General features: G+C 59.7%; 24 protein-coding genes and 4 tRNA genes. 7 read left to right on the top strand and 21 right to left on the bottom strand.

Annotated features, from left to right (window positions below; translation table 11 throughout):
- Positions 1 to 105: 105 nt before the first annotated feature.
- The 12 genes from ACX3YD_RS24465 to ACX3YD_RS24410 all read right to left on the bottom strand — a co-directional run bounded on the left by ACX3YD_RS24465 (position 106) and on the right by ACX3YD_RS24410 (position 11562).
- On the bottom strand, positions 106 to 696 hold the full coding sequence (locus tag ACX3YD_RS24465) for a nucleotidyltransferase family protein (protein WP_458961249.1): 591 nt from the start codon (positions 694 to 696) through the stop codon (positions 106 to 108).
- The gene (locus tag ACX3YD_RS24460; protein ID WP_458961248.1) at positions 693 to 1676 is read right to left on the bottom strand and encodes an XdhC family protein; all 984 of its coding nucleotides are present in this window, start codon (positions 1674 to 1676) and stop codon (positions 693 to 695) included. Before ACX3YD_RS24460 ends, ACX3YD_RS24465 begins: the two co-directional genes overlap by 4 nt.
- Complete coding sequence (locus ACX3YD_RS24455; protein WP_458961247.1) at positions 1676 to 3997, bottom strand: xanthine dehydrogenase family protein molybdopterin-binding subunit; 2322 nt, start codon at positions 3995 to 3997, stop codon at positions 1676 to 1678. The genes ACX3YD_RS24460 and ACX3YD_RS24455 overlap by 1 nt, the downstream gene beginning before the upstream one ends.
- Positions 3994 to 4464, bottom strand: coding sequence for a (2Fe-2S)-binding protein (locus tag ACX3YD_RS24450; RefSeq protein ID WP_047526963.1), 471 nt, complete (start codon positions 4462 to 4464; stop codon positions 3994 to 3996). The genes ACX3YD_RS24455 and ACX3YD_RS24450 overlap by 4 nt, the downstream gene beginning before the upstream one ends.
- 244 nt (positions 4465 to 4708) lie before the next feature.
- Positions 4709 to 5728: a UDP-N-acetylmuramate dehydrogenase gene (murB, locus tag ACX3YD_RS24445; RefSeq protein WP_458961246.1), complete on the bottom strand. Its 1020-nt coding sequence runs from the start codon at positions 5726 to 5728 to the stop codon at positions 4709 to 4711.
- Positions 5725 to 6189: a low molecular weight protein-tyrosine-phosphatase gene (locus ACX3YD_RS24440; RefSeq protein ID WP_047526959.1), complete on the bottom strand. Its 465-nt coding sequence runs from the start codon at positions 6187 to 6189 to the stop codon at positions 5725 to 5727. Before ACX3YD_RS24440 ends, murB begins: the two co-directional genes overlap by 4 nt.
- Complete coding sequence (gene kdsB, locus ACX3YD_RS24435; protein WP_103406454.1) at positions 6189 to 6953, bottom strand: 3-deoxy-manno-octulosonate cytidylyltransferase; 765 nt, start codon at positions 6951 to 6953, stop codon at positions 6189 to 6191. The genes ACX3YD_RS24440 and kdsB overlap by 1 nt, the downstream gene beginning before the upstream one ends.
- A complete protein-coding gene (locus ACX3YD_RS24430) occupies positions 6950 to 7135 on the bottom strand; it encodes a Trm112 family protein (RefSeq protein WP_007945752.1) in 186 nt (61 codons plus the stop codon). The genes kdsB and ACX3YD_RS24430 overlap by 4 nt, the downstream gene beginning before the upstream one ends.
- Before the next feature lie 23 nt (positions 7136 to 7158).
- Positions 7159 to 8169: a tetraacyldisaccharide 4'-kinase gene (lpxK, locus tag ACX3YD_RS24425; RefSeq protein WP_103406455.1), complete on the bottom strand. Its 1011-nt coding sequence runs from the start codon at positions 8167 to 8169 to the stop codon at positions 7159 to 7161.
- A complete protein-coding gene (locus ACX3YD_RS24420) occupies positions 8169 to 8597 on the bottom strand; it encodes an ExbD/TolR family protein (RefSeq protein WP_047526947.1) in 429 nt (142 codons plus the stop codon). The genes lpxK and ACX3YD_RS24420 overlap by 1 nt, the downstream gene beginning before the upstream one ends.
- Entirely contained in the window at positions 8594 to 9229 is a 636-nt protein-coding gene (locus ACX3YD_RS24415; protein ID WP_047526945.1) for a MotA/TolQ/ExbB proton channel family protein, read from the bottom strand. Before ACX3YD_RS24415 ends, ACX3YD_RS24420 begins: the two co-directional genes overlap by 4 nt.
- Before the next feature lie 98 nt (positions 9230 to 9327).
- Positions 9328 to 11562 carry a DNA internalization-related competence protein ComEC/Rec2 gene (locus ACX3YD_RS24410; protein WP_458961245.1) on the bottom strand — a complete coding sequence of 745 codons (2235 nt, stop codon included), beginning with the start codon at positions 11560 to 11562 and terminating at the stop codon, positions 9328 to 9330.
- Positions 11563 to 11698: 136 nt separating this feature from the next.
- Here ACX3YD_RS24410 and ACX3YD_RS24405 point away from each other — a divergent pair, with 136 nt between their 5' ends.
- Positions 11699 to 12214 (top strand): DUF2062 domain-containing protein, encoded by a 516-nt coding sequence (locus ACX3YD_RS24405; RefSeq protein WP_458961244.1) that lies wholly within the window; start codon positions 11699 to 11701, stop codon positions 12212 to 12214.
- Positions 12215 to 12289: 75 nt separating this feature from the next.
- Here ACX3YD_RS24405 and ACX3YD_RS24400 read toward each other — a convergent pair whose 3' ends face one another.
- From ACX3YD_RS24400 to ACX3YD_RS24385, 4 genes are all read right to left on the bottom strand, one after another.
- On the bottom strand, positions 12290 to 13069 hold the full coding sequence (locus ACX3YD_RS24400) for an ABC transporter permease (RefSeq protein WP_103406458.1): 780 nt from the start codon (positions 13067 to 13069) through the stop codon (positions 12290 to 12292).
- Entirely contained in the window at positions 13066 to 13998 is a 933-nt protein-coding gene (locus ACX3YD_RS24395) for an ABC transporter ATP-binding protein (protein WP_103406459.1), read from the bottom strand. The genes ACX3YD_RS24400 and ACX3YD_RS24395 overlap by 4 nt, the downstream gene beginning before the upstream one ends.
- A 133-nt stretch (positions 13999 to 14131) precedes the next feature.
- The gene (locus ACX3YD_RS24390) at positions 14132 to 14755 is read right to left on the bottom strand and encodes a glutathione S-transferase family protein (RefSeq protein WP_458961243.1); all 624 of its coding nucleotides are present in this window, start codon (positions 14753 to 14755) and stop codon (positions 14132 to 14134) included.
- 43 nt (positions 14756 to 14798) lie between these two features.
- On the bottom strand, positions 14799 to 15458 hold the full coding sequence (locus tag ACX3YD_RS24385) for a transglutaminase-like domain-containing protein (RefSeq protein ID WP_458961242.1): 660 nt from the start codon (positions 15456 to 15458) through the stop codon (positions 14799 to 14801).
- 249 nt (positions 15459 to 15707) lie between these two features.
- Between ACX3YD_RS24385 and ACX3YD_RS24380 the strand changes: the two genes are divergently transcribed.
- Both ACX3YD_RS24380 and ACX3YD_RS24375 read left to right on the top strand, forming a co-directional pair.
- A complete protein-coding gene (locus tag ACX3YD_RS24380; protein ID WP_458961241.1) occupies positions 15708 to 18155 on the top strand; it encodes an acyl-CoA dehydrogenase in 2448 nt (815 codons plus the stop codon).
- Positions 18156 to 18239: 84 nt separating this feature from the next.
- Complete coding sequence (locus ACX3YD_RS24375) at positions 18240 to 18647, top strand: PA2817 family protein (RefSeq protein ID WP_458961240.1); 408 nt, start codon at positions 18240 to 18242, stop codon at positions 18645 to 18647.
- 57 nt (positions 18648 to 18704) lie between these two features.
- On the opposite strand, the gene ACX3YD_RS24370 is transcribed toward ACX3YD_RS24375, so the two are convergent.
- Entirely contained in the window at positions 18705 to 19703 is a 999-nt protein-coding gene (locus tag ACX3YD_RS24370; RefSeq protein ID WP_103406464.1) for a LysR family transcriptional regulator, read from the bottom strand.
- A 91-nt stretch (positions 19704 to 19794) separates the two neighbouring features.
- Between ACX3YD_RS24370 and ACX3YD_RS24365 the strand changes: the two genes are divergently transcribed.
- The 3 genes from ACX3YD_RS24365 to ACX3YD_RS24355 are packed head-to-tail and all read left to right on the top strand — an operon-like array spanning position 19795 to position 21889.
- Positions 19795 to 20421, top strand: coding sequence for an alanyl-tRNA editing protein (locus ACX3YD_RS24365; RefSeq protein WP_458961239.1), 627 nt, complete (start codon positions 19795 to 19797; stop codon positions 20419 to 20421).
- Positions 20422 to 20478: 57 nt separating this feature from the next.
- Entirely contained in the window at positions 20479 to 21249 is a 771-nt protein-coding gene (locus ACX3YD_RS24360; protein ID WP_103406466.1) for a 2OG-Fe(II) oxygenase, read from the top strand.
- A gap of 1 nt (position 21250) precedes the next feature.
- Positions 21251 to 21889, top strand: a complete 639-nt coding sequence (locus ACX3YD_RS24355) for a LysE family translocator (RefSeq protein WP_090467743.1) — start codon at positions 21251 to 21253, stop codon at positions 21887 to 21889.
- A gap of 114 nt (positions 21890 to 22003) precedes the next feature.
- Here ACX3YD_RS24355 and ACX3YD_RS24350 read toward each other — a convergent pair.
- From ACX3YD_RS24350 to ACX3YD_RS24335, 4 genes are all read right to left on the bottom strand, one after another.
- Positions 22004 to 22079 (bottom strand) — tRNA-Gly (locus ACX3YD_RS24350).
- A 3-nt stretch (positions 22080 to 22082) separates the two neighbouring features.
- Positions 22083 to 22158: transfer RNA gene (locus ACX3YD_RS24345), tRNA-Glu, on the bottom strand.
- 104 nt (positions 22159 to 22262) lie between these two features.
- A tRNA-Gly gene (locus ACX3YD_RS24340) sits at positions 22263 to 22338 on the bottom strand.
- 2 nt (positions 22339 to 22340) lie between these two features.
- Positions 22341 to 22416, bottom strand: a tRNA-Glu gene (locus tag ACX3YD_RS24335).
- A gap of 386 nt (positions 22417 to 22802) precedes the next feature.
- Between ACX3YD_RS24335 and ACX3YD_RS24330 the strand changes: the two genes are divergently transcribed.
- Positions 22803 to 23561 (top strand): hypothetical protein, encoded by a 759-nt coding sequence (locus tag ACX3YD_RS24330; RefSeq protein WP_178083176.1) that lies wholly within the window; start codon positions 22803 to 22805, stop codon positions 23559 to 23561.
- Positions 23562 to 23601: the final 40 nt, after the last annotated feature.

Here is a 23601-nt window from a genome sequence, read left to right as displayed (position 1 = left end):
ATCGGCTAATGAAAAGCCCCGCCTGGTAACCCAGGCGGGGCTTTTTCATATCTAGGACAATCACACCGATTCCCTGTGGGCGTGAGCTTCCACAGGGATCAGCGATTATTTGAAGACCAACTTCTGCGGCACATCCACATCCCACAACACCCCGGGATCCCCCACAGCCACCTCAACCACGCGCCCCTTGGCAAATAGAGGCTTGGCGCCACGATCTCCCGATAGCGCCATCAATCCCGCCGCGAAATCACGTCCGAACCCGACCGGATGCCCATACTCTCCGTTTTGCACCGGCACGCTGACGCTGTCGTGACTGATACCCGCCAGGATTTTTTCAATGCTGGACGGGAGGATGAACGGCATGTCACCCAACACCATCAACCAGCCATCGAGTTGGGCACAGGCAGAAACTCCCGCAGCAATGCTGTCACCCATGCCGATGGCCTCGATCAACACAATTTCGCAGCCATAGGCCTGGGCCATGCGAATCACTTGAGGTCGATCAGCGGTGGTCACCAGGACGCGCTTGCCGCCATTGGCCGGAAGATTCACCAGCACATGTTCGATCACCGAACGAACCGCGCCATCGCGGCCGGTGCAATCGGCCAGTAACTTGTCCTTGTCGGCGCCGGCGAGCTGACGAAACCGACTGCCCTGCCCCGCTGCCAGCACAATGACGCCGATGGACTCGCTCATACGCGCTCCCGTACCGGCTTCTTCTGTTTCAGCTCCACGCCATTTTTAATGGCCACGATTTCAGCCATCAGCGACAAGGCGATTTCCGCCGGGTTATGACTGCCGATATGCAAACCGATCGGACCGTGCAGCCGCTCAATGGAATGTTGCGACAAGCCCAACTGCGCCAGATTGTCCCGGCGCTTCTGACTGTTGACCCGTGAGCCCAGCGCGCCGACATAAAACGCCCTGGAGTCGAGGGCCGTGAGCAGGGCCATGTCATCCAGGCGTGGATCGTGAGTCAAGGCCACGATGGCCGTGCGCTCGTCGGTCTGGATACTCAGCACCGCCTCGTCGGGCATGCCGGAGACGAAACGACCATGCTGCTCTTCCCAGCCATAGACGAACTCGGTCCGCGGATCGCAAATCAGCACTTCGAAATCCAGCAGCCGCGCCATTTCGGCAACGTAGCGCGACAATTGCCCCGCGCCGATCAACAACAAGCGCCAGCGGGGGCCATAGATCGCGCGCAAAGTCTGCTCGTCAAACACCAGTACATCCGTTTTACCGGCCGGCTGCAAAACCACTTCACCGGTTGCGATATCAAGGCAACGCGCCACGATTTCGTGGGCTTCGCAACGCGCCAGCAGTTCAGCGACCCACGCCGGATCACCGACACGCTCCTCGGTTAATCGCAACGTGCCGCCGCAGGGCAAGCCAAAACGTGCCGCCTCTTCGCGGGTCACGCCGTAGGTGATCAATTGCACCGGCGGCCCGTCTACCGGAATCCGACCATCGTGCAACCGGGCGATCAGGTCGTCCTCGACACAACCACCCGACACCGAACCGATCACCACGCCGTCTTCACGCAAGGCCAGCATGGCCCCGGGTGCCCGGGGCGCGGTGCCCCAGGTCTGGACCACGCTGTACAACACCACCCGCTGACCGGCGCGCCGCCACTCCAGGACACTGCGCAGGACATTCAGATCAGCGCTGTCCATCAGGCTTCAGCCTTTTGCCAGCCCTGCAACTGATAGCGAACCGGCAGGCTGCGAATGCGCTTGCCGGTGGCAGCGAAGATCGCGTTACACAGCGCCGGCGCAATCGGCGGCACGCCGGGTTCGCCGACGCCGCCCAACGGGACATTGCCCGGCGGCGTGACCAGATGCACCGCGACCTCCTTCGGCGCCAGGGACATGCGCGCCACTTCGTACATATGGAAGTTGTCCTGCTGGACCTTGCCATCCTTGAAGCTGATCTCACCCAGCACCGCATTGCCAAGGCCCATCACGCAGGCGCCTTCAAACTGTGAGCGAATCCGCTCGGGGTTGATCTGCGGCCCGCAATCCACGGCAATGTCAGCCTTGTGCACAATCAACGTGCCATCATCTTTGACCTCGACTTCGATCACCGCCGCCACGTATGTGACGAAGCTGTAATGCACCGCCAGGCCCAGGCCGCGCCCTTTCGGCAGCTCGCGCCCCCAACCGGCGGCTTTGGCGGCAGTTTCCAGCACCGTGCGCAAACGTCCGGTGTCGATCGGGTAACGTTCCGGTGATTCACCGTAGTTCCACTCTTCGCTCAAGGTGCGCGGATCGATCCGACGGTCCGGACCGAGCAATTTGATCTGGTACTTCAGCGGGTCCTGTCCGGCCTTGTGCGCCAGTTCATCGACGAAACTCTGGATCGCAAAGCCGTGGGGAATGTTCGACACCGAGCGATACCAGCCCACCCGGGTGTGTACCGCCGCTTCGGGGTTTTCCAGGCGTACGTTGGGGATCGCGTAAGCCATGTTGGTAAAGCCCATGCCCAACTCGAATGCCGCCTCGTGGTTCATGCCCGGCGCGAATAATGCGGTGATGCTCGGTGCTACCGTGCGATGCAACCAGCCGGATGGCAGGCCATCCTTGTTCAGGCTGGCCTTCAGGTATTCGGCGGACACGGTATGGAAATAGGAGCAGTGGATGTCGTCTTCGCGGGTCCATTGCACGCGCACGGCTTTGCCAGGGAACTCCTTGGCAAGAATCGCCGCCTCGATAATGAAATCGGGCTTCGACTTGCGGCCGAAACCGCCACCCAACAAGGTGACATTGAAGGTGACATTGTCGAACGGCAGGCCGAGACGTTCGCTGATCCGCTCACGGGTGACCTGTGGCGCCTGACTCGGGCCCCAGGCTTCGCACACACCGTCCTTGTAGCGGGCGATGGCGACCATTGGCTCCATCGGTGACTGCGATAGATGCGGCAAGTAGTAGGAGGCTTCCAGCGTGCTGTTGGCGCCGCTCATGGCTTCATCGATGTTGCCCGTGTTGCGCACCACTTTGCCGGGTTTGAGCGAAGCGGCTTCCAGCTCCTTGCGGTAGGCGATCGAGTCGTAACTGGCATTGGCGCCGTCATCCCATTCGATTTTCAGCGCTTCACGTCCCTTGATCGCCGCCCAGGTGTTACTGGCCACCACCGCCACCCCACCCAGCGGTTGGAACTCTGATGGCAGTGGACGGCTTTCGATCTGCACGACCTTGAGCACACCGGGGACTTTCATCGCGGCGCTGGCATCGAACGTTTTGACCTTGCCACCGTACACCGCTGGACGGGCGATGGTGGCGAACAGCATGCCGTCGACATGCACGTCGGCACCAAACACCGCGCGACCGTTGACGATGTCGTCGCCGTCGATGGCCCTGGTGCCTTCCTTGCCGATGTAACGGAACTCCGAAGGTTGCTTGAGTCGCAGACTGTCACGCGCCGGCACGGCCAAGGCGCCGGCAGCGGCGGCCAGGGCGCCATAATCCAGCTCGCGACCGGAAGGTTTGTGGATGACTTTATGCAATTGCGCATGACATTCACCGACCGGCACTTTCCACTGTTCGGCAGCCGCCTGCTCCAGCATGGTCCGCGCGGCGGCACCGCAGCGGCGCATTGGCTCGTACCAGTGGCGCATGCTGCGCGAACCGTCGGTGTCCTGGTTGCCGAAACGCACTTCGTCGCCCGGTGCCTGCTTGACTTTGACCCGCGCCCAATCGGCTTCGAGTTCGTCGGCCACGACCATGGTCAGGCTGGTGCGCACACCCTGGCCCATTTCCGAACGGTTGCAGATAACCGTCACCGTGCCGTCGGTGGCGATGCTGAGATAAACCTTGGGATCGTCGACCCAGCCATGGGGCATGCCATCGGCGCCGAACTTCTTCTGCGCCTCCTCGGCGAACGCGTCTTGCCAGCCCCAACTGGCGGCCACCACCAGCGCACCCGCAGCGCCGACGCCTTTGAGGAAACCACGCCGACTGAGGTTGCTCAGGGCGAAATCATTCGGTAACTGGCTCATGCCTTGGCCCCCTTCAAGTGAGTGGATGCCTGGCGGATGGCGGTCTTGATGCGGTTGTAGGTGCCGCAGCGGCAAATGTTGCCGACCATTGCCTCTTCGATCTGTTCGTCGCTGGGGTTCGGATTGGTTTTAAGCAATGCGGTAGCCGACATGATTTGCCCGCCCTGACAGTAACCGCACTGGGCTACGGCCGTATCGAGCCAGGCTTGCTGCACGACTTGGCCGACCGGGTCGGCATGCAGATTGTCGATCGTGGTGACATTCTGCCCCACGACCGAGCCGATTGGCGTGATGCAGCTGCGTGCAGGGGCGCCTTCGATGTGAATGGTGCAGGCACCGCACAAGCCCATGCCGCAGCCGAATTTGGTGCCGTTGTAGCCGGCCACGTCGCGGATCGCCCAGAGCAGCGGCATGTCCTCGGTGACGTCGAGTTGATGGTCTTGACCATTGAGTTTCAGGGTAATCATGGGCACGCCCGCATAGTATTGGGTTATGGGGTCGAGCAATCTGCCGCTTTCACCAAGCGGTTCGGTCATCGCAGATCGACTCAGGCTAATGGGCTCTCTTGTGCGAACGAACACGTCTGCACCGGGCCTTTGGATGGAGCAAATACTGGTATCGTTAGGTGGCTAAGTTAACCCAGCATTAACAAAAAAGCCCTGCACAATGGAAGTTGTGCAGGGCTTTGAGATCAGTCTAGAAAGCTTAGCCTCAATACTGATTGGGCTCCATTTCCAGATTGACATGAAAACGCTCTGAAATGTCTTTCTGGATACGCTGTGCCAGGTCGAGCAATTGCAGCCCGGTGGCACTGCCATAATTGACCAACACCAATGCCTGTAATTTATGCACGCCGGCATCGTTCTCGCGAAACCCTTTCCACCCTGCCCGTTCGATCAGCCAGCCTGCGGCCAGCTTCATCTGACCGTCCGGTTGCGCGTAGGCCACCAAATCCGGGTATTCGCCCTTGAGCTGCGTGACCAGCGCGGCCGGCACCAGCGGATTCTTGAAGAAACTGCCAGCGTTTCCGAGCACCGCCGGGTCCGGAAGCTTCTCGTTGCGGATACTGCAAATGGCCTGGCTGACGTCAGTGGCGGTCGGCTGATCGATGCCCTGCTCGGTCAGGCGCTGACGCACCGGGCCGTAATCCAGGTGCAGATGCGCGGTGCGGTCGAGCGTGAAACGTACCCGAAGGATCAACCAGCGCCCCGGTTGCTGCTTGAAGACGCTGTCGCGGTAAGCGAAGTCGCACTCTTCCAGGCTGAAGTCGCGCAGCTCTCCGCTGTGGCGATCGAGCGCCGTCAGGCCGGCAAACACGTCCTTGATCTCGACGCCATAAGCACCGATGTTCTGCATCGGTGCCGCGCCGACGGTGCCGGGAATCAGGCTCAGGTTTTCCAGACCGGACAACCCCTGCGCCAGCGTGTGCTGCACGAACGGATGCCAGGGCTCGCCAGCCTCGGCTTCAAGCACGACTTTGCTGCCATCGTCGCTTAGCACACGAACCCCGCGAGTGGCCATGCGCAGCACCAGCGACGACACGTCTGCCGTCAACAACAAGTTGCTGCCACCACCGATGACCAGCAGGGGCACATCATGGTCCCGGGCATAAGCCAGAGCGTCACGCACGTCGGCGTCGCTATGGGCCTCGGCAAACAGACGGGCCTGAACATCCACGCCAAAGCTGTTGTACGGTTTGAGCGAAACCTGTTGCCGCACCTGCAGACTCATAACCGTCCCTTCAATTCGATCACCAGCAGATCACTGGCGCGCTCGATCAAATCCAGTACTCGCTCGAAGCCCTGGTCACTGTCGTGATAGGGATCCGGCACCTCATCGATGCCCGACTGATAGCGACGCAGAAACAGATCCAGCTCTGCTTTACCCTTGACCGGTTGCATGGACTCGAGATCGCGCAGATTGCTTTTATCCATCGCCAGGATCAGGTCGTAGGTGGCGAAATCGGCACGGGTCACTTGTTGGGCGCGCTGGGCGGACAAATCATAACCTCGCAGCTTGGCAGCCGCCTGGCTACGCTTGTCCGGTGCCTGGCCGACGTGCCATTCACCGGTGCCGGCGGAGGCGACTTCTATCTGGTCGGCCAGCCCCGCCTCACGCAATTTATGCCGCAGCACGCCTTCGGCCGTGGGTGAACGACAGATGTTGCCCAGGCATACAAACAAAACACGCATCAGGCCTCCAGCAGGCGACGAACGCGCTCAAGGTCTTCAATGGTATCGACGCCGGCCGGCGGTGCGATCAGCGCATCGGCAACGTGAATCCGCACGCCGTGCCACAGCGCACGCAGTTGTTCCAGGCTCTCGGTATTTTCCAGCCAGCATGGCCCCCAGCTGACAAAGTCATGCAGGAAACCGGCGCGGTACGCATAAATACCGATGTGGCGGCGGTAAGGCACGCCTTGCGGCAATTGCTCGCGGCTCTTGGCGAAAGCATCCCGTGCCCACGGTAGCGTGGCGCGACTGAAGGTCAGGGCCAGGCCATTGAGATCACTGACAACCTTGACCACGTTGGGATTGAACAGGGTTTCAACATCGTCGATCGGCTCGGCCAGGGTGGCCATGCGCGCTTCGGTGTGGATAGCCAGGTTGGCGGCGACCTGATCGATCACGCTCGGCGGGATCAACGGCTCATCGCCCTGGACGTTGACAACGATGGCATCGGGCGCCAGGCCCAGTTTCGCCGCGACTTCTGCCAGGCGATCGGTACCGGAGTTGTGGTCTTCGCGAGTCAGCACCACCTCAGCGCCAAAACCCTGGCAAGCCTCGACAATACGGGCGTCATCAGTGGCAACCACCACACGCTGGGCGCTGCTTTTGCTGGCCTGCTCCCAAACGTGTTGAATCATCGGCTTGCCGGCGATCAACAGCAGTGGCTTGCCCGGCAGGCGCGTAGAGGCGTATCGCGAAGGAATGACAACGGTAAAGGCTGCGGTCATTTGTCCAGACGCTCATCGGTCGTGAGGGTGCGAGCTTCGGTTTCGAGCATCACCGGAATACCGTCCCGGATCGGATAAGCCAGGCCGGCGCCCTTGCTGATCAGCTCGGTCTTGTCGGCGCTGAGCTTGAGCGGGCCTTTGCAGACCGGGCAGGCGAGGATGTCGAGCAATTTGGTGTCCATGAGCATTCCCTGGATAAAACGGTTTAAGGCAAAAGTCGAGCCGGCAACAGGCGCATCAACTGCGTATCGAACCAGGCCACGAAGGCCGGCGACGGCACAGCATCGACCGCCAGGTACCACCAATCGGCAGCGGCGAAGGCACGGCACTTCACCGCGTCCTTTTCGGTCATCACCAATGGCAATGACGGAGTGAAATTCAAGGCCTGCACGCTATATTCGGCATGGTCGGCGAAGGCATGTGGCACGAGTTGCCAGTGTAGCGTTTCGAGGGTCTTGAAGAAACGCTGCGGATTGCCGATCCCGGCCACCGCGTGCAGCGCCTGGCCTTTTGGAAAGTGATCGAGGGGACGACGCTCACCGCTTTGCAGATTGACCAGCGCGGTGGGTTGCAACTGGAAAGCGAACCCCCCGTCTGGATCAGCCATGGCGCCGTTATAGAGCACCGCATCGACGCTTTGCAGGCGTTCGACCGGTTCACGCAGCGGCCCGGCCGGCAGGCAACGCTGGTTGCCCAGGCCACGGGCAGCGTCGATAAGCACCAGCTCCAGATCCCGCGCCAGCCGGTAATGCTGCATGCCGTCATCGGACAAAATCAGATCCAGCGGCTCGCTCGCCAGCAAGGATTTGACGGCATTGCTGCGATTGGGGTCGATCATCAACGGCACACCGGTGCGCTGGACGATCAACAATGGCTCGTCACCTGCAATGTCTGCGGCTTGATCCGCCTCGACCCGCCATGGCCATTGCGCCGGCCTGGCGCCGTAACCACGACTGACCACACCCACCCGCAAACCACTGCGCTGGCAATGCTGGATCATCCACAGAATCAGCGGTGTCTTGCCGGTGCCGCCGACGGTGATGTTGCCGACCACGATCAACGGCACGGGTGGCTGATAGATTTCACCCTCGCCCGCCAGAAAGCGCTTGCGCTTGTTGTTGACCACGCGTCGATACAACCACTCCAGCGGCTGCAGAAGTTTCAGGGCCGGATGACCCCGATACCAGGCGGCAAGCAGGCGATCGGACATGGCCATCAGGGTGCGGGCGGCGCCGCCTCGATGGTGGTCATGCGCAAGTGACTGAAGCCAAGCTTGCCGGCGGCGTCCATGGCGGTGATCACCGCCTGATGCTGGGTTTTGCCGTCGGCGCTGATGGACAGCGGCCGGCTGGTATCGCCGCCTGACTCTTTCTGCAACGCTTCCATCAGGGTCGCCAGGTCGCTTTTCGGCAAGACCTGGTTATTCACCGAAAACACGCCTTCGGCACTGATGGCGATGTCCAGCTGCCGGGTCTGGTCTTCAGCCGGCGAGCCGCTGACCGCTTCCGGCAGGTCGACGCGCAATTGGGTTTCACGGGTAAAGGTCGTGGTCACCACGAAAAACAGCAGCAGGACAAACACCACGTCGATCAACGACACGAGGTTGATGTCCACCGTTTCCCGTGGTTTGCGGCGGAATTTCACGCTTTGCTCCCGGCCAGATCCACATCACGGTCGCCCTGCACCACCTCGACCAGTTTGATGGCTTCCTGCTCCATGCCCACGACGAGCTCATCGATACGCCGTTGCAGGAAACGATGGAAGAACACCGATGGGATACCTACGATCAGCCCCGACGCCGTAGTGATCAATGCCTTGGAAATACCGCCGGCCAACACACCCGGATTGGTCGCCATGCCCGTGCCCATGAACGAACTGAAGATATCGATCATGCCCAGCACAGTGCCCAGCAGGCCCAGCAGCGGCGCCATGGCGGCAATGGTACCGAGGGCGTTGATGTAGCGTTCCAGCTCGTGGACAACCCGGGCGGCGGCTTCTTCAATGCACTCTTTCATGATCTCGCGGCCATGCTTGGAGTTCGCCAGACCTGCCGCCAGGATCTCGCCCAACGGCGAATTGGCGCGCAGTTCCTTGAGTTTTTCCTTATTGAGCTGCTTGTCCTTGATCCAGACCCAGACCTGCCCGAGCAAGTGCTCCGGGGTGACTCGACTGGCACGCAGGGTCCAAAGGCGCTCAGCGACAATCGCCATTGCCGCGATGGAACTCAGGATGATCGGTATCATCATCCAACCGCCGGATTTAACCAATTCCCACACAGTGACAGTCCCCTCGAAAAAGTGCGCCACTCTAACATAGGGGGTCGGCGCACCGAAGACCGTGATGTCGCATTCGGTCGGGCGTTCATGACACCCGGTTATTTGGCCAGGGGTGGTGGATCGCGCCAGAAGCGCCGTTCCAGACGCATTGAGCGCGGCGCCTCGAAACGCCCGAGCTGGAGATGAACGGCACCTTGATCCGCACTGTCGTAGATCGCCATGCCGTACTTTTGATAGCGTGCCAGGACGGTCGGGTGTGGATGGCCGAACGAATTGCCCTGGCCACGTGAGATCAGCACCGCTTTGGGCCGCAACCGGTCGAGCAGCGCCATGGAGGACGAACTGCGGCTGCCATGGTGCGGCGATTGCAGCCAGTCGGTGGGTATGGCCAACGGACTCTCGAGCAACGCTCGCTCGGCGGCCATGTCGATGTCGCCGGTCAGCAGCATTCGCTCACCGCTGGCTTCAATCTGCAGCACGCAGGATTTGGGATTACTTTCACGGGCGTGCGCCCATTGCCACAGTTCAAAGTTCACGCCGTCCCAGGTCCATCGCCGACCGCTCTCGCAGCCCGCCGCTTGCCATTCATTCGGCAATTCTGCGGGTTCACCACCGAGTACGTGCTTCACCGGTAGCCCCTGGGCGACCGCCCGCGCACCGCCGGCATGATCGGCATGGGCGTGACTTATCAGCATCAGGTCAATACCGTCCACGCCCAGCTTGCGTAACGTTGGCAAGACCACGCGCTCGCCAAGATCGTTATCACCGAATCGGGGACCCGCGTCATACAGCAGCGTGTGGTGGCGAGTGCGCACCAGGATCGCCAGACCTTGGCCGACGTCCAGTTGCCAGATGTCGGCAACGCCTTCCGGTATTTCTGAACGCGGCGGAAAAATCAGCAACAGCAGCAGCGGCCAGCCCAGCGGGCGTAACGGTACGCCTCGCGGCAGCAACAAGAGAAAGGCTCCCAAGGCACCCAGCCCCCAGACCCACAGCGGGATCGCCGTGGGCACCCATGCCGGAACCTGACCAGCCATCCACGCCAGGCCCGTGAACAACCCATCGATCAAGCCGCCGGCGAGCCATAACAGGCCCTCACCCACATACGGCACCGGCAATAACAGCGTCCCGAGCAAAGCAGGTGGCAACACCAGCAGGCTGATCCACGGCACGGCCAGCAAGTTGACCAGCGGTCCACTGAGACTGATCGGCAACCCCAGCACCAGTAAAAGCGGGCCCAGGCCGATGGCGATCAACCATTGCGCGCGCGTCCAGGTTTGCCACCATCGCCACGGCCCCAAACGACCGCTGAAAGTGAAAATCAACACCGCGACCGCCGCAAAGGACAACCAGAATCCCGGTTGCAAACTTGCCAGCGGATCCAGCAATAACACGCCATTGAGCGCAAGCAACAGCGGCCACCAGGCACCGAGATGACGAAAACGCAGGCGCCATAACAACACCAGACCGATCATCAAACAGGCACGCCGCACCGGCACCTCGAACCCGGCCAACAACCCGTATCCGAGGGCTGCAGCGAATGCCAGACCACAGGCCCAGGGCAACCACGGCAGGCGGTTCGGCCACAGGCCATAGCGGGCGAGTCCGGCAATCAACAGATACACCACCCCCGCCAGCAAACCTATGTGCTGCCCGGAAATCACCAATAGATGCACGGTGCCGGTGTCTTGCAACACCTGCCAGTCCTGACGGCTGAGTCCGCTACCATCCCCCAGCACCAACGCCGTCAGAACGCCCGTCCGGCCCTGGGCATCCACGGCCTGCAACCGCTGCCGGATGCCGTCGCGCCAAGCCCAACGTGCCTCGCTCAATAGCTCGCCGTCCTTGACCGTCCCGGTCGCACCAATTCGTTGCGCCAACAGCCAGGCGTCGTAATCAAAGGCATGTGGATTCAGCAGCCCGGCGGGACGTTTCAACTTGACCGCCACTCGCCAGCGCTCGCCGCTCTTCACTGGCGGTCCGCCATACCAGGCCAGGCGCATGAGTGGCGGCACGGTGCCGTGGCGCGACCGCGCGTCGGCCAATTCGAAACGCACCACTGCCTCGGTATGCTGCGGCAACCCCACCACCCGCCCTTCGACCCAGCGCGTTTCGCCATCGAGGCGTGAGGGCAATCGATCATCCAGCGCCCATTGGGCCTGCAGGCAGGCCCAACTCAAACCGAACAGGAAAAACGCCACTGGATAAGTCCTGAACGGCAGCAGCATCAAACCGATAACCGGCAACAACGTGCATAACCAGACCGGCGGCAATGCCGGTAAAAAACGCAACGCCAGCAGACCCAGCGCCAACGCAACCATCCCTGTGCGCATAAGCTCGTCCTAGAGAGTCCAGCCCCTAGGCATAGTCGGCCCATCGCACCGCCGTCGTTATTAATTGTCACAAACTCTGAATGGGCGCCTCATAGAATCCAGACATACTTGCCGCCTTAACCGACCGAGAAGCCTTATGCCCCGGCGCTTATTCAAACGCTACATGCCAGACCCGACCAGCATCAGGGAACACAAATCCTTACGCTTTCTCGGCACCCTGCTGCATGACCCGAACCTCTGGCACCTCAATCGCCACTCCGTGGCCCGGGCCATGGCCGTTGGCCTGTTCGCGGCATTCCTGCCGATCCCGTTGCAGATGCTGGTGGCCGCCATACTCGCCATCATGGTGCGCGGCAATATGCCGATTGCCGTCAGCCTGGTCTGGCTGACCAACCCGATCACCATGCCTGCCGTGTTCTACTGCACTTACCAGGCTGGCGCCTGGTTGATGGACGTTCCTGCCCGCCAGCTGCCGGATGCGTTGACCTGGGAATGGATCAGCGGCGAGTTATCGACCTTGTGGCAGCCGTTTTTGCTGGGTTCGGTGGTGACGGGACTGACCCTCGGGGCGCTCGCCTATTGCCTGGTGATGATGTATTGGCGCTGGTGGGTGGCGCGGCAATGGAAACGGCGCAAGAAAAGTCGAATGTGAGAAAGCAAAACGGCCTCCCGAGTGGAGGCCGTTTTTTATGGCATCTGGATCGACAGCTTATTGGCTTGGCGCCACTCAGGTACGCATCCCGCGGCCGCTGACCAGCAATCGCGCGCAACCGATATACAGCACGACGGTCGCCACCAGCATGAAGGTAATCGCAATGCTGATGCGGATATCCGACACGCCGAGGATGCCGTAGCGGAACGCATTGACCATGTGCAGCACCGGGTTGGCCAGGGACACGGTCTGCCAGAACGGCGGCAGCAACGAGATCGAGTAGAACACCCCGCCCAGGTAGGTCAGTGGTGTCAGCACGAAGGTCGGAATGATCGAAATGTCATCGAAGTTGCGCGCAAACACGGCGTTGATGAAGCCCAGCAGCGAAAAGATCGTCGCCGTCAGCACCACCACCAGAATGGTCACCCCCAGGTGATGTACCTGCAAATCAGTGAAGAACAGCGACAGCAGCGTCACGATGACGCCAACCATCAGCCCGCGCAGTACACCGCCCAGGGTAAAGCCAATCAGAATGGTGTGGGGCGAGACCGGCGACACCATCAGTTCTTCAATGGAACGCTGGAACTTGCTGCCAAAAAAACTCGACACCACGTTGCCATAAGAGTTGGTGATCACCGACATCATGATCAGCCCCGGCACGATGTACTCCATGTAGGTGAAACCACCCATGTCGCCGATCTGCCGGCCGATCAGGTTACCGAAGATCACGAAGTACAGAACCATGGTGATCGCCGGCGGCAGCAGGGTCTGCGGCCAGATCCGGGTAAAACGCCGGACCTCACGGTAGACGATGGTGTTCAGGGCAACGAGGTTGGGCTGCAGCTCGGAACTCATACCGCCACCTTCGACAGATTTTTCTCCACCAGGGACACGAACAACTCCTCGAGGCGATTGGTTTTGTTACGCAGGCTCAGCACTTCGATGTTTTGCTGTGCGAGTTGAGTGAACAACGCAGTGATGCCCATGCTCTTGTCGACCTGGACCTCCAGGGTGTGGTCGTCGAGCAACCGTGACGGATAGCCGATCAGCTGCGGTGGCACGCTCAGACTGTTCTTCAAATCCAGCAGAAAGGTTTCGACGTGCAATTGGCCGAGCAACTGCTTCATGCTGGTGTTTTCGACGATGGTGCCGTGGTCGATGATGCCGATGTTGCGGCACAACTGCTCAGCCTCTTCCAGATAATGCGTGGTGAGGATGATGGTGATGCCTTTTTTGTTCAGCTCGGTGAGAAAGGTCCACATCGAGCGACGCAGTTCGATGTCCACGCCGGCGGTCGGTTCGTCGAGGATCAACAGGCGTGGCTCGTGGACCAGCGCCCGGGCAATCATCAGTCGGCGCTTCATGCCGCCGGACAGTGAACGCGACGGCACATCGCGCTTGTCCCACAGACCGAGCTGGGTCAGATACTGCTCGGCGCGTTCCTTGGCAATTTTCGCCGGAATGCCGTAGTAACCGGCCTGGGTCACGACGATGTCGAAGGTCTTTTCAAACTGGTTGAAGTTGAACTCCTGGGGCACGACGCCAATGGAGCGCTTGAGCCCCGCCGGGTCCTTGTCCAGGTCGTGACCGAAAATATTCACCGTGCCGCTGGTCTTGTTCACCAGGGTCGAGAGAATGCCGATGGTCGTGGATTTGCCGGCGCCATTGGGGCCGAGCAAGGCGAAAAAGTCACCTTCGGCGACATCCAGATCGATACCACTCAAGGCCTGGAAACCGTTGCCGTAGGTTTTGGTTAGCTGCCGGATGGACAGAGCGGAACTCATATCGGATTTACGCACCAAGAAGGGAAGAGAGGAATAAATAGGGGCGGGCGGCGGACAACTCAACCACGACGCACCGGCACAATGGTGCTTGTCGCCGCCACACAAGTACAGTCAAGTGTGTCGATAGTGAGTATTAAGTCAACGCGGTCATCACCGCCCGTTGATAAGCCGGACGCTGTTTCAGCCGTGCGTACCAAGCCTCCAGATGCGGCATGGGCGCACGCTCGATCGGCATTTCGAACCAGGCATAAATGAAACTGCCCAAGGGAATGTCGCCCATGCCGATCTCATCGCCGGACAGGTAAGGCCGGGGTGCCAGTGCCTGATCGGCCATCGTCAGCAGTGCTTCGCACTCCTTGATTGCCGCCTTGATGGCGGACCAGTCCTGCTGGTCTGCCGGGGTGCGCAAGACGCCCCAGAACACCGTGCGGAACGGACCGGCAAAACTGGAAGTGGTCCAGTCCATCCACTTGTCGGCCGTTGCGCGGGCTTGCAGGTCGGCCGGATACCAGGCGTTGCCCGCGGCGTGACGGGCCATCAGGTAACGGACGATGGCATTGGATTCCCACAACACGAAGCCATCATCTTCAATCACCGGGACCCGCCCATTGGGGTTCATCGCGCGGTACTCCGGGGTGTCGACGACACCAAAGGCACCGCCGGCATCGATGGCTTCATAGGCCAGGCCCAGCTCTTCGGCGGCCCACAACGGCTTTCTGACATTCGATGAATTTTTCCGACCCCAGATCTTCAGCATGACCGCCTCTCAATGGATGAATGCGCAGGCAGCATACGCCGGTTCAGGCACGACTCAAATCGCTCTGCATGTCCCCCAGCAGCGCTGGCAGCTGCTCGCCGAACAAGTGCGGATAACACTGTTCAAGGTGCGCGAAGAAAAACGTTTCGGGCACGTCGGCGAACTGGCCGTGATCAATCAGATACTCCATCAATTTCTCGCCATCGCGATTGAATGGATGGAAAACACTGTCGTTGATTCCGTCGAATTCCAGCGGCGCGACATTGAACAGCTCACACAGCCCCTGATTGAAGGCCGGGGTGGCTTTGACCCATCGACCGTTAAGGTAAAGCTCGGTGTAGCCATGCATGGCAAACACGTCGCTCTTGAGCAATTCGAGCAGACGCGGCGTCGATAAATGATTGCGTACGTCCGCCAGACCGATGCGCGCAGGAATCGCGCAGTGCCGCGCACACCCGGCCAACAGCGTGGCTTTGGGCACGCAATAACTCTCACCGGTGGCCAGTGCATGACTACCGCGCAAGGTCTGTGGATCACGGCTGAACGTGTAAGGGTTGTAGCGAACGGCTTCACGGACGGCGTAATAGAGGTTGATCGCCTGCTCGAGTGGGTCGCGACTGTTGCCACGATGTTTTTCGGCGAACTCCACCACCGAGGGATGGTCACTATCGATGAAGCGGCCGGGACTCAGATACTCGTACATGAGGGCAATCTCCAGGGGAAGCCCCGAGTCTAGCGAGCGATCAAGCACAAAGATAACGACGTTTCGGCCAAACATGGACGCTATGTCGCACGTTCAATGAACGATTTTTCACGACCTGTCGTTCATCAGGCCTACAAAATCATCCATGGTTTCCCCACGTTTTCAATCACAACGCTGTGCCCCCCCTGTTTTGCGGATGCCGTCTAAGCTCTGAGGGTTGGCTCGCCCTGGTTTCACGGAGGATTAAATATGCTGCTGTTGTGGATACTGGTTCTGATTGTCGGAATAGCTTATCTGGCCCACCGTCGCATTTCGCCGCTGCCTGCACTGGGCATCGTGGCCGTCTACCTGGTGGCAATGGGCGCTTTGAGCCGTGCACCAGGCTGGCTGCTGCTGATTTTCTGGGTGTTGCTCGCGGTCGTGGCGGTCCCCTTGTTGCTGCCCGAGCTGCGTCGCAAATCCTTCAGTGCGCCGCTGTTCAAATGGTTCCAGAAAACCCTGCCGCCCATGTCTCAAACCGAGCGTGAAGCCATCGAGGCCGGTACGGTGTGGTGGGACGGCGAATTGTTCAGCGGCCGCCCGGACTGGAACAAACTGCTGGCCTATCCCAAAGCGCAGTTGAGCGAAGAAGAACAAGCCTTTATTGACGGCCCGACCAATGAACTCTGTGCCATGGTCAGTGATTGGGAGCTCGGTCAGACCCTGGATCTGCCGGCCGAAGCCTGGGCCTTCATCAAGGAAAACGGCTTCTTCGCCCTGATCATTCCCAAGGAATTTGGCGGCAAGGGATTCTCGGCCCATGCCCACTCCCAAGTGGCGATGAAACTGGCCTCCCACAGCGGCGACCTCGCTTCCACCGTGATGGTCCCCAACTCCCTCGGCCCGGCCGAACTGTTGCTGCATTACGGCACCGACGAACAACGCAATCATTACTTGCCACGCCTGGCGCGCGGCGAAGAAATCCCCTGTTTTGCCCTGACCGGTCCCCTGGCCGGCTCCGACGCGGGCGGCATGCCCGATACCGGGGTGATCTGCAAAGGCGAATGGGAAGGCAAGGAAACCCTCGGCCTGCGCCTGAATTGGGAAAAGCGCTATATCACACTGGGCCCAGTGGCCACCCTGCTCGGCCTGGCGTTCAAGGCCTACGACCCGGACCATTTACTGGGTGACAAGGAAGACCTGGGCATCAGCCTGGCGCTGATACCGACGGATACCGCCGGTGTGGAAATCGGCCGCCGTCACCTGCCGCTTGGCGCCGCGTTCATGAATGGCCCGAACTCCGGCAAGGATGTATTCGTGCCGCTGGAATACCTCATCGGTGGCCAGGAAATGCTCGGCAAGGGCTGGATGATGCTGATGAATTGCCTGTCGGTCGGGCGCTCGATCTCCCTGCCAGCGGTCGGTACCGGTATGGCCAAGTTCACCAGCCTTGTGACCGGCCAATACGCGCGGATTCGCGAGCAGTTCAACGTTCCGATTGCCGCCTTCGAAGGCATTCAGGAAGCCATGGGACGCATCGCTGGCAATGCCTGGATGATGGACGCGGCACGAATGCTGACGACCAATGCGGTGGATCTGGGCGAGAAGCCGTCGGTGCTGTCGGCCATTCTCAAATATCACCTCACCGAACGTGGTCGCGAGTGCATCACCCATGCCATGGATGTGCATGGCGGCAAGGCAATCATCATGGGGCCAAGGAATTATCTCGGTCGAATCTGGAATGGCGCGCCGATCTGCATCACCGTGGAAGGGGCGAACATTCTCTCGCGCAACCTGATGATCTTCGGCCAGGGCGCGATTCGCTGCCATCCGTTCGTCCTCAAGGAAATGGCGCTCGCCAGCCGCGAAGACAAGGATCAGGCACTGATCGAATTCGACGGCCTGCTGCTCAAGCACATCGGTTTTGCCGTGAGCAACGCAGCCAGCACCCTGGTGTTGAACCTCGGTTTCGGGCATCTGGAACACATGCCCGGCGACAAGCTCAGCCAGGGTTATTTCCGCGCGCTCAACCGACAGGCCGCTGCGTTCGCGCTGCTGGCCGACCTCAGCATGATGTTGCTGGGCGGTGAACTGAAACGACGCGAACGCCTCTCGGCACGACTGGGTGACGTGCTCAGCAACCTGTACCTGGCCAGTGCCGCGCTCAAGCGTTACAGCGACCTCGATTCACCGGAACACATGAAGCCGCTGTTGACCTGGGCCATGGAGGAAAGCCTGGGGCAGGCCGAACGGGCCATGGATCAATTGCTGAATAACTTCCCGAACAAGGTGCTGGGCTGCCTGCTGCGGGTAATCGTGTTCCCGTTCGGCCGCCGCCACAAAGGGCCATCGGACAAACTCGGTGCCGAAGTGGCAGCGGTGATCGGCCGTGCCAAAGGCGATCCGACCCTGGAAGAGTTGCTCCTGGGTTGCTACCGCCCGCAATCGGCCGACGACCCGGTCGGCGTATTGCAGCACGCCAGCGATCTGTTGAGCGCGGCGCAACCTCTTCAAAAGAAACTGCACACGGCGCTCAAGAGCGGCCAGGTCAAACCGGTCGCCGGGGAACACATCATCGATACGGCACTCGAGGCTGGCGTGTTGCAACCCATGGAGGCTCACACCCTGCGTGAAGCCGAAGCGGCGCGACGCAAGGTGATTGATGTCGATGATTTCGACAAGGACGAGCTGGCGCTGGCCGCAGGGAAGGTCCGCTGATCCAGCAACCCCTCTCTACCAAGTGAAAAAAGGGCGCAGGGGCTTTATACTCCCGCGCCCGTTTTGCTCTTGAGGACTTATCTCGTGTCCAACATCGTTGCCGATCATCTCGTTTTGCTCGACCACTTGCGCAGCATCCTGGTCGCCGTAGGTGAGGCCGACCAGGTTCCCGAAGAAAGCCATGCCTTGTTCCTGGAGCGCTTCGACGAATTGCGTGCGTTGCTGCCGGTCGACCCGATCGAAAGCCAATACCTGGGCCAGGACATTCTGTGTCAGGTAATCACCCGCTACCCGCAAATCGCCCACCTGGTCCCGCGCGACTTGCTGTGGTACTTCGCCGGCGATTGCCTGCATTACATGCCCGACGATGAAATCGACCTGTACCAGGCCCTGGAAGAACGTCGTTTCGAAGCCGAGCAGAACAACGAACCTTTCGACTGGAACCAGGAAAAACAGCTGCTGGCATTGTCGAATGAAGACAGCAAGCACTGATCCGCGATCAGCCATACAAAGGCCCGCCTGTTCAACCATGCGGGCCTTTTTAATGCGTTAAAACAAGCCCTCACTCTCAGGCAATTCATACTCCGAAACCGCCGTAGTCAGCTTGCCCGGCTTACCGGGTTTGCCCAACGTCGGCTCTTTCTCCATGCACTCCACCAGGTAATCGATCAACACCCGTAGCTTGGGAGGCAGGTAGCGAGTGGGCGAATGCAGCAACCAGGCGCCGCCGTGGTAGGACGCCAGGAAGGTCCAGTCCGGCAGCACCTGCACCATCAACCCCTTCTCCAAGGCACGGCGCGCCGTAAAGTACGGCAGGCTGCCAATACCGATGTGCTGTAAAACGGCGCCAAAACGGACACCCGTGTGGTTGGCGGCGTATCGCCCGCGCACACCCACGGTGACTGATTTGCTGCCTTTCTTGAACTTCCAGCGCGCATCGCTCGGGGTTTCACCCAGGTAGATGCAACTGTGGTTGAGCAAATCATGGGGATGAGTCGGCGTTCCGTGTTCAGCCAGATACTGCGGCGTCGCACAAAGCAAATGGTCAATCGTCAGTAACTGCCGCCCCACCAGGCCCGCAGGGGGCCGATCGGTGATGCGAATCGCCAGGTCGACGTGATCGTCGATCAAATCCACCTGACGATCCTCAAGCAACAACTCAACATCCACTTTGGGATAGCGGCGCAGAAACTCCGGTATATGCGGGTGAATCACGATACGGCCCACCGCTTTCGGCACACTGAGACGCACCACGCCCTCAGGCTCATCCGTAAACTGACCACTGATCTCCATCACTGAACGAGCGGCATTGACCATCTCCCGGCAACGCTTGAACACCTCTTCGCCACCGTCACTCAAACGCAATTTGCGCGTGGTGCGTTGTAGCAAGCGAGTGGCCAGCGCCTTCTCCAGGCGCGAAATGCTACGGCTCACCGCCGAAGGTGAAGTGCCCAATTGCCGGGCTGCCTCGGAGAAGCTGCCGGTCTCGACGACCTTGACGAAAATCGCCATTTCACCGAGCAACGGTAGCGGAAGATTTATGCTCAAAACGCAACAGTCCTTTGATATTTGAACGGATTATCACGTAATTCGAGGCTTCATATAATAAAAAGTGGAAACATTTATACGAGCATTGAATATGACGCTTCGCCTTTTTTTCCATAGGGATGACCTCAAGGCCAATGTGGAAGTCCTGGAATGCACGCCCCACGAGAACGAATTCGCCGTGGTGCTGCGCGCCACGCTGTTTCACCCTCAGGGTGGCGGGCAGCCCTGCGACACCGGATGGATAGGCGAAAGCCAGGTACTGCGCGTGGTTCAGGATCCCGACCGGATCATTCACTTTGTCGACCAACCGATTACACCTGGCATGACTCCGATCCAGGTGGACGAGCAACGTCGTCAGTTCAATACGCGTATGCATACCGCCGGCCACCTGATCGGCCACTTTGTTCAAGCCATGGGCTGGATGCCGACCAAGGCCCATCATTGGCCAGGCGAAGGACGTGTGCAGTTCAAACCCGCAGAGTCGGCAAAAGACGTTGATGCCCCCATGGTTCAGCACGGCATCGAACAATGGATCGCCCGCGATCTGCCGCGCCTGACATCGCTACGCGAAGGCGCCCGGGAGATCGGTTTCGGTGAACTGCCCGCCTATGGCTGCGGCGGCACCCACGTACGCAGCCTGAAGGATCTGGGCACAGTCACAATCGCATCCCTTTCACAGAAGAAAGGGATTCTGTCGGTTCACTACCACGTGGACTGACGCCGGGGCGCCTGTATTCGCAGGCCTCGTTGATTCTCTGATAGATGGACCTAAGACATGATGCTTGACGTCGAGCGTCTCGATGAGGCGTGCATAAAAAAACTGGCCAACGAAGAAGTCCTCGCCATCCGCGTCAAAGGCTGGATACCCCGGCCGCTGGCCATCCAGATCGGTGAAAAGATTCTCGCACCAGGCTTTGAAGGCTATATCAACGCACCGAGCATCGGACGCATCGGCATGGCGTTCTATGAAGCGGAAAACCGGCCGCGGTTGATCGAGGATTACTTTGAGCGGGCAACCCGCAACATCGCAGAGTTACGCAACCGTTGCGCGCCCTATGCCTGCCCGGTCGACACGCTGCGTTGCATGCTCGATGAATCATGGCCGGCCGGCGCACACCTGGAGAGCCTCTACGGCCGCAAGATGTACGTTGGCCTGTCGCGGGTGGTGAAACCAGACGTGTGCTTTCTGGCCCACCACGACATTTTCGCCAAGGACGCCCCCGACAGCTTTCAGGCCAGAAGCCTGGCAGCGCAGTTCGCCTGCAACATTTACCTGAGCATGCCCACTGCCGGTGGCGCGCTGCAGATATGGAACCACGATGTTTCCCCGGAACGGTTCGACGAAATGCGCGGCGACAGCTATGGCATCGACCCAGCTCTTCTAGGCACGCCAACCCTGGAAATTCGCCCCGAGCCCGGGGATTTCATCATGTTCAACTCTCGACGCATGCATTCAGTAACACCGGGCGTGGCGGATCCGCGTTTGAGCCTTTCATTCTTTGTCGGCTACCGCGGCAATGCTTCCCCCCTGACCTTTTGGAGTTGAAATGTATTCGAACTACCTGAGCGAGTTTCTGGCGCTGGCGATGATCCACTTTCTGGCGGTGGTCGCTCCCGGCCCTGACTTCGCCGTGACGATTCGCCAGAGTGTGCGTTTCGGCCGGATGATCGGGATTTGCACGGCATTGGGGATCGGCGCGGGAATTTCAGTACACGTGCTGTACACCTTGTTGGGCGTCGGCGCGCTGATGCACACCACTCCCTGGCTATTGACGGTGGCCAAGGTCGTGGGCGGCGCCTACATTCTGTACCTCGGTGTCAGCCTGTTGCGCAGCAAACCGAAAACCGTGGCGGAGGGCAATAACGACGCCAACGAACCGTTCGTCGAGCAAACGATGCTGAAAGCCTTCACCACCGGTTTTCTGACCAACGCCTCAAACCCCAAAGCCACTCTGTTTTTCCTGGCGATTTTTACCACCCTCATCAGCGCCACGACCCCACTGAAGATTCAGGCGCTGTACGGAGTCTGGATGTGTTTCGTAAACGCATTGTGGTTTGTCATCGTTGCACTGTTCTTTTCCAGTGCGCGGGTGCGATTGTTGTTCATGCGCATGGGACACTGGTTTGAACGCACCATGGGGGTGGTCCTGATCCTGTTCGCCGGCAGGCTGATTCTGTCGATGTAAATCCCGACCACGCAAAAGGCCCGCTCAGTCAGACTGGCGGGCCTTTTTTCTATATCGCAGATAAATCATGCACAAACAAAAACGCCGCTCAATGAGCGGCGTTTTCGTTAAATATGGAGCGGGAAACGAGACTCGAACTCGCGACCCCGACCTTGGCAAGGTCGTGCTCTACCAACTGAGCTATTCCCGCAAATGGCGTCCCCTAGGGGACTCGAACCCCTGTTACCGCCGTGAAAGGGCGGTGTCCTAGGCCACTAGACGAAGGGGACACGCTACCCGGAACACATGGTGTGTGTTTCGGTGCCCAGATCCGCATCCGAAGACTTGGTTCTGGTTTCACTCAGCCCTGCCCGAAAGCAACGCTGTTTAAAAATGGAGCGGGAAACGAGACTCGAACTCGCGACCCCGACCTTGGCAAGGTCGTGCTCTACCAACTGAGCTATTCCCGCATTGGCGTCCCCTAGGGGACTCGAACCCCTGTTACCGCCGTGAAAGGGCGGTGTCCTAGGCCACTAGACGAAGGGGACACGCTACAACATTCACTCCCTGCTTCGTTTCGCTGTGTGCTTTACGCTGCAAGTGGCGCGCATTCTATGGATGGATTGGAAGGTCGTCAACCCCCTGATATAAATTTATTTAAATCAATGACTTCGCCCTGCTTTTCGGCACCAATCCGGATTTTCCGCCGCCCGGTGTTTGGCGCCTATATTCTGACACCCGCCAAGACGTTATAGTCCATGGCATGAATGATGGCAATTTGCTCAGGAGGTGCCAGTATTCATATAAGCAGGGTCTGACCGATACAGGTTGAGCCACGCCGATCCAACTCGTCGAGCGGCCCTAGGCGCTTAAATGCCAAGCCACTAAACTCGGACGCGAACCCTATAAAGAGGTCTTACCGGTGACACCACTCATGATCACCCTGTTCGTCGTAGCAGGGATCGCACTATTGATCGCCATTGGCTACATCAACCATGTGGTGGAAAACAACAAGGTGGAAAGGGCCCGTACCAAGATTGAACTCAATGATCGCCTGCGTCGTTGCGGCGAGATTACCGAGACCTTCCCTGGCCAGTTTATGACACCGGCGCTCAAGCTGCTGTTGACTCGCCTGGAAATGAACGTCTGCCAGCGTCTGCTGAGTCTGGAAAAAACCAGTTCCAATCTCAAGGTGCGGATTGCCGAACTGGAGGTACTGATGGCCTTGGGCGAAGGGATACCAGTCAACAACCCACCGGCACCGATCCTGACCGAAGCCAAGGCCAAGGACGTGCGTTTCCTGCTCGAAGCCCTGCACGGCCAGATCACCCGCGCGGCGCAGGATGGCTTCCTGCCGCCCACTGAGGCCAAGCGCTGGATCCGCGAGGTGCGCCATATTCTGGTGTTGCTGCACATTGAATTCTTCAACAACCTCGGCCAGCACTCCCTGCAACAGAACCAGCCTGGCCAGGCGCGCCTGGCATTCGAACGCGGCGTGCAATACCTGCGCAAACAGCAGGAGCCACAGGTCTATGCCGAACAATTGGAATACCTGGAAAAACTCCTGGCCCGCGCCAACGACCAGGTCATGGACCGCATCGCGCCGGTAGAAGGCGAAGTGAACCAATTGACCGAAGGCCTCAAAGACGTCGAGGCAGATGCGGACTGGAAGAAAAAAGTGATTTACGACTGATCACCAAGCAAACGCAAAAAAGCCACCGTGAAAGGTTAAT

The organism is Pseudomonas fluorescens group sp. PF-1 (genome assembly GCF_054481335.1).
The sequence above is the reverse complement of the archived record's forward strand: the minus strand, read 5'-3'. Positions and strand labels throughout refer to the sequence as shown.

Bases quoted from the DNA above. Each gene is read 5' to 3' on its own strand.
- ACX3YD_RS24465 (WP_458961249.1), bottom strand. From the start codon at position 696: ATGAGCGAGTCCATCGGCGTCATTGTGCTGGCAGCGGGGCAGGGCAGT.
- ACX3YD_RS24460 (WP_458961248.1), bottom strand. From the start codon at position 1,676: ATGGACAGCGCTGATCTGAATGTCCTGCGCAGTGTCCTGGAGTGGCGG.
- ACX3YD_RS24455 (WP_458961247.1), bottom strand. From the start codon at position 3,997: ATGAGCCAGTTACCGAATGATTTCGCCCTGAGCAACCTCAGTCGGCGT.
- ACX3YD_RS24450 (WP_047526963.1), bottom strand. From the start codon at position 4,464: ATGATTACCCTGAAACTCAATGGTCAAGACCATCAACTCGACGTCACC.
- murB (WP_458961246.1), bottom strand. From the start codon at position 5,728: ATGAGTCTGCAGGTGCGGCAACAGGTTTCGCTCAAACCGTACAACAGC.
- ACX3YD_RS24440 (WP_047526959.1), bottom strand. From the start codon at position 6,189: ATGCGTGTTTTGTTTGTATGCCTGGGCAACATCTGTCGTTCACCCACG.
- kdsB (WP_103406454.1), bottom strand. From the start codon at position 6,953: ATGACCGCAGCCTTTACCGTTGTCATTCCTTCGCGATACGCCTCTACG.
- ACX3YD_RS24430 (WP_007945752.1), bottom strand. From the start codon at position 7,135: ATGGACACCAAATTGCTCGACATCCTCGCCTGCCCGGTCTGCAAAGGC.
- lpxK (WP_103406455.1), bottom strand. From the start codon at position 8,169: ATGGCCATGTCCGATCGCCTGCTTGCCGCCTGGTATCGGGGTCATCCG.
- ACX3YD_RS24410 (WP_458961245.1), bottom strand. From the start codon at position 11,562: ATGCGCACAGGGATGGTTGCGTTGGCGCTGGGTCTGCTGGCGTTGCGT.
- ACX3YD_RS24405 (WP_458961244.1), top strand. From the start codon at position 11,699: ATGCCCCGGCGCTTATTCAAACGCTACATGCCAGACCCGACCAGCATC.
- ACX3YD_RS24400 (WP_103406458.1), bottom strand. From the start codon at position 13,069: ATGAGTTCCGAGCTGCAGCCCAACCTCGTTGCCCTGAACACCATCGTC.
- ACX3YD_RS24395 (WP_103406459.1), bottom strand. From the start codon at position 13,998: ATGAGTTCCGCTCTGTCCATCCGGCAGCTAACCAAAACCTACGGCAAC.
- ACX3YD_RS24390 (WP_458961243.1), bottom strand. From the start codon at position 14,755: ATGCTGAAGATCTGGGGTCGGAAAAATTCATCGAATGTCAGAAAGCCG.
- ACX3YD_RS24385 (WP_458961242.1), bottom strand. From the start codon at position 15,458: ATGTACGAGTATCTGAGTCCCGGCCGCTTCATCGATAGTGACCATCCC.
- ACX3YD_RS24380 (WP_458961241.1), top strand. From the start codon at position 15,708: ATGCTGCTGTTGTGGATACTGGTTCTGATTGTCGGAATAGCTTATCTG.
- ACX3YD_RS24365 (WP_458961239.1), top strand. From the start codon at position 19,795: ATGACGCTTCGCCTTTTTTTCCATAGGGATGACCTCAAGGCCAATGTG.
- ACX3YD_RS24360 (WP_103406466.1), top strand. From the start codon at position 20,479: ATGATGCTTGACGTCGAGCGTCTCGATGAGGCGTGCATAAAAAAACTG.
- ACX3YD_RS24355 (WP_090467743.1), top strand. From the start codon at position 21,251: ATGTATTCGAACTACCTGAGCGAGTTTCTGGCGCTGGCGATGATCCAC.
- ACX3YD_RS24330 (WP_178083176.1), top strand. From the start codon at position 22,803: ATGATCACCCTGTTCGTCGTAGCAGGGATCGCACTATTGATCGCCATT.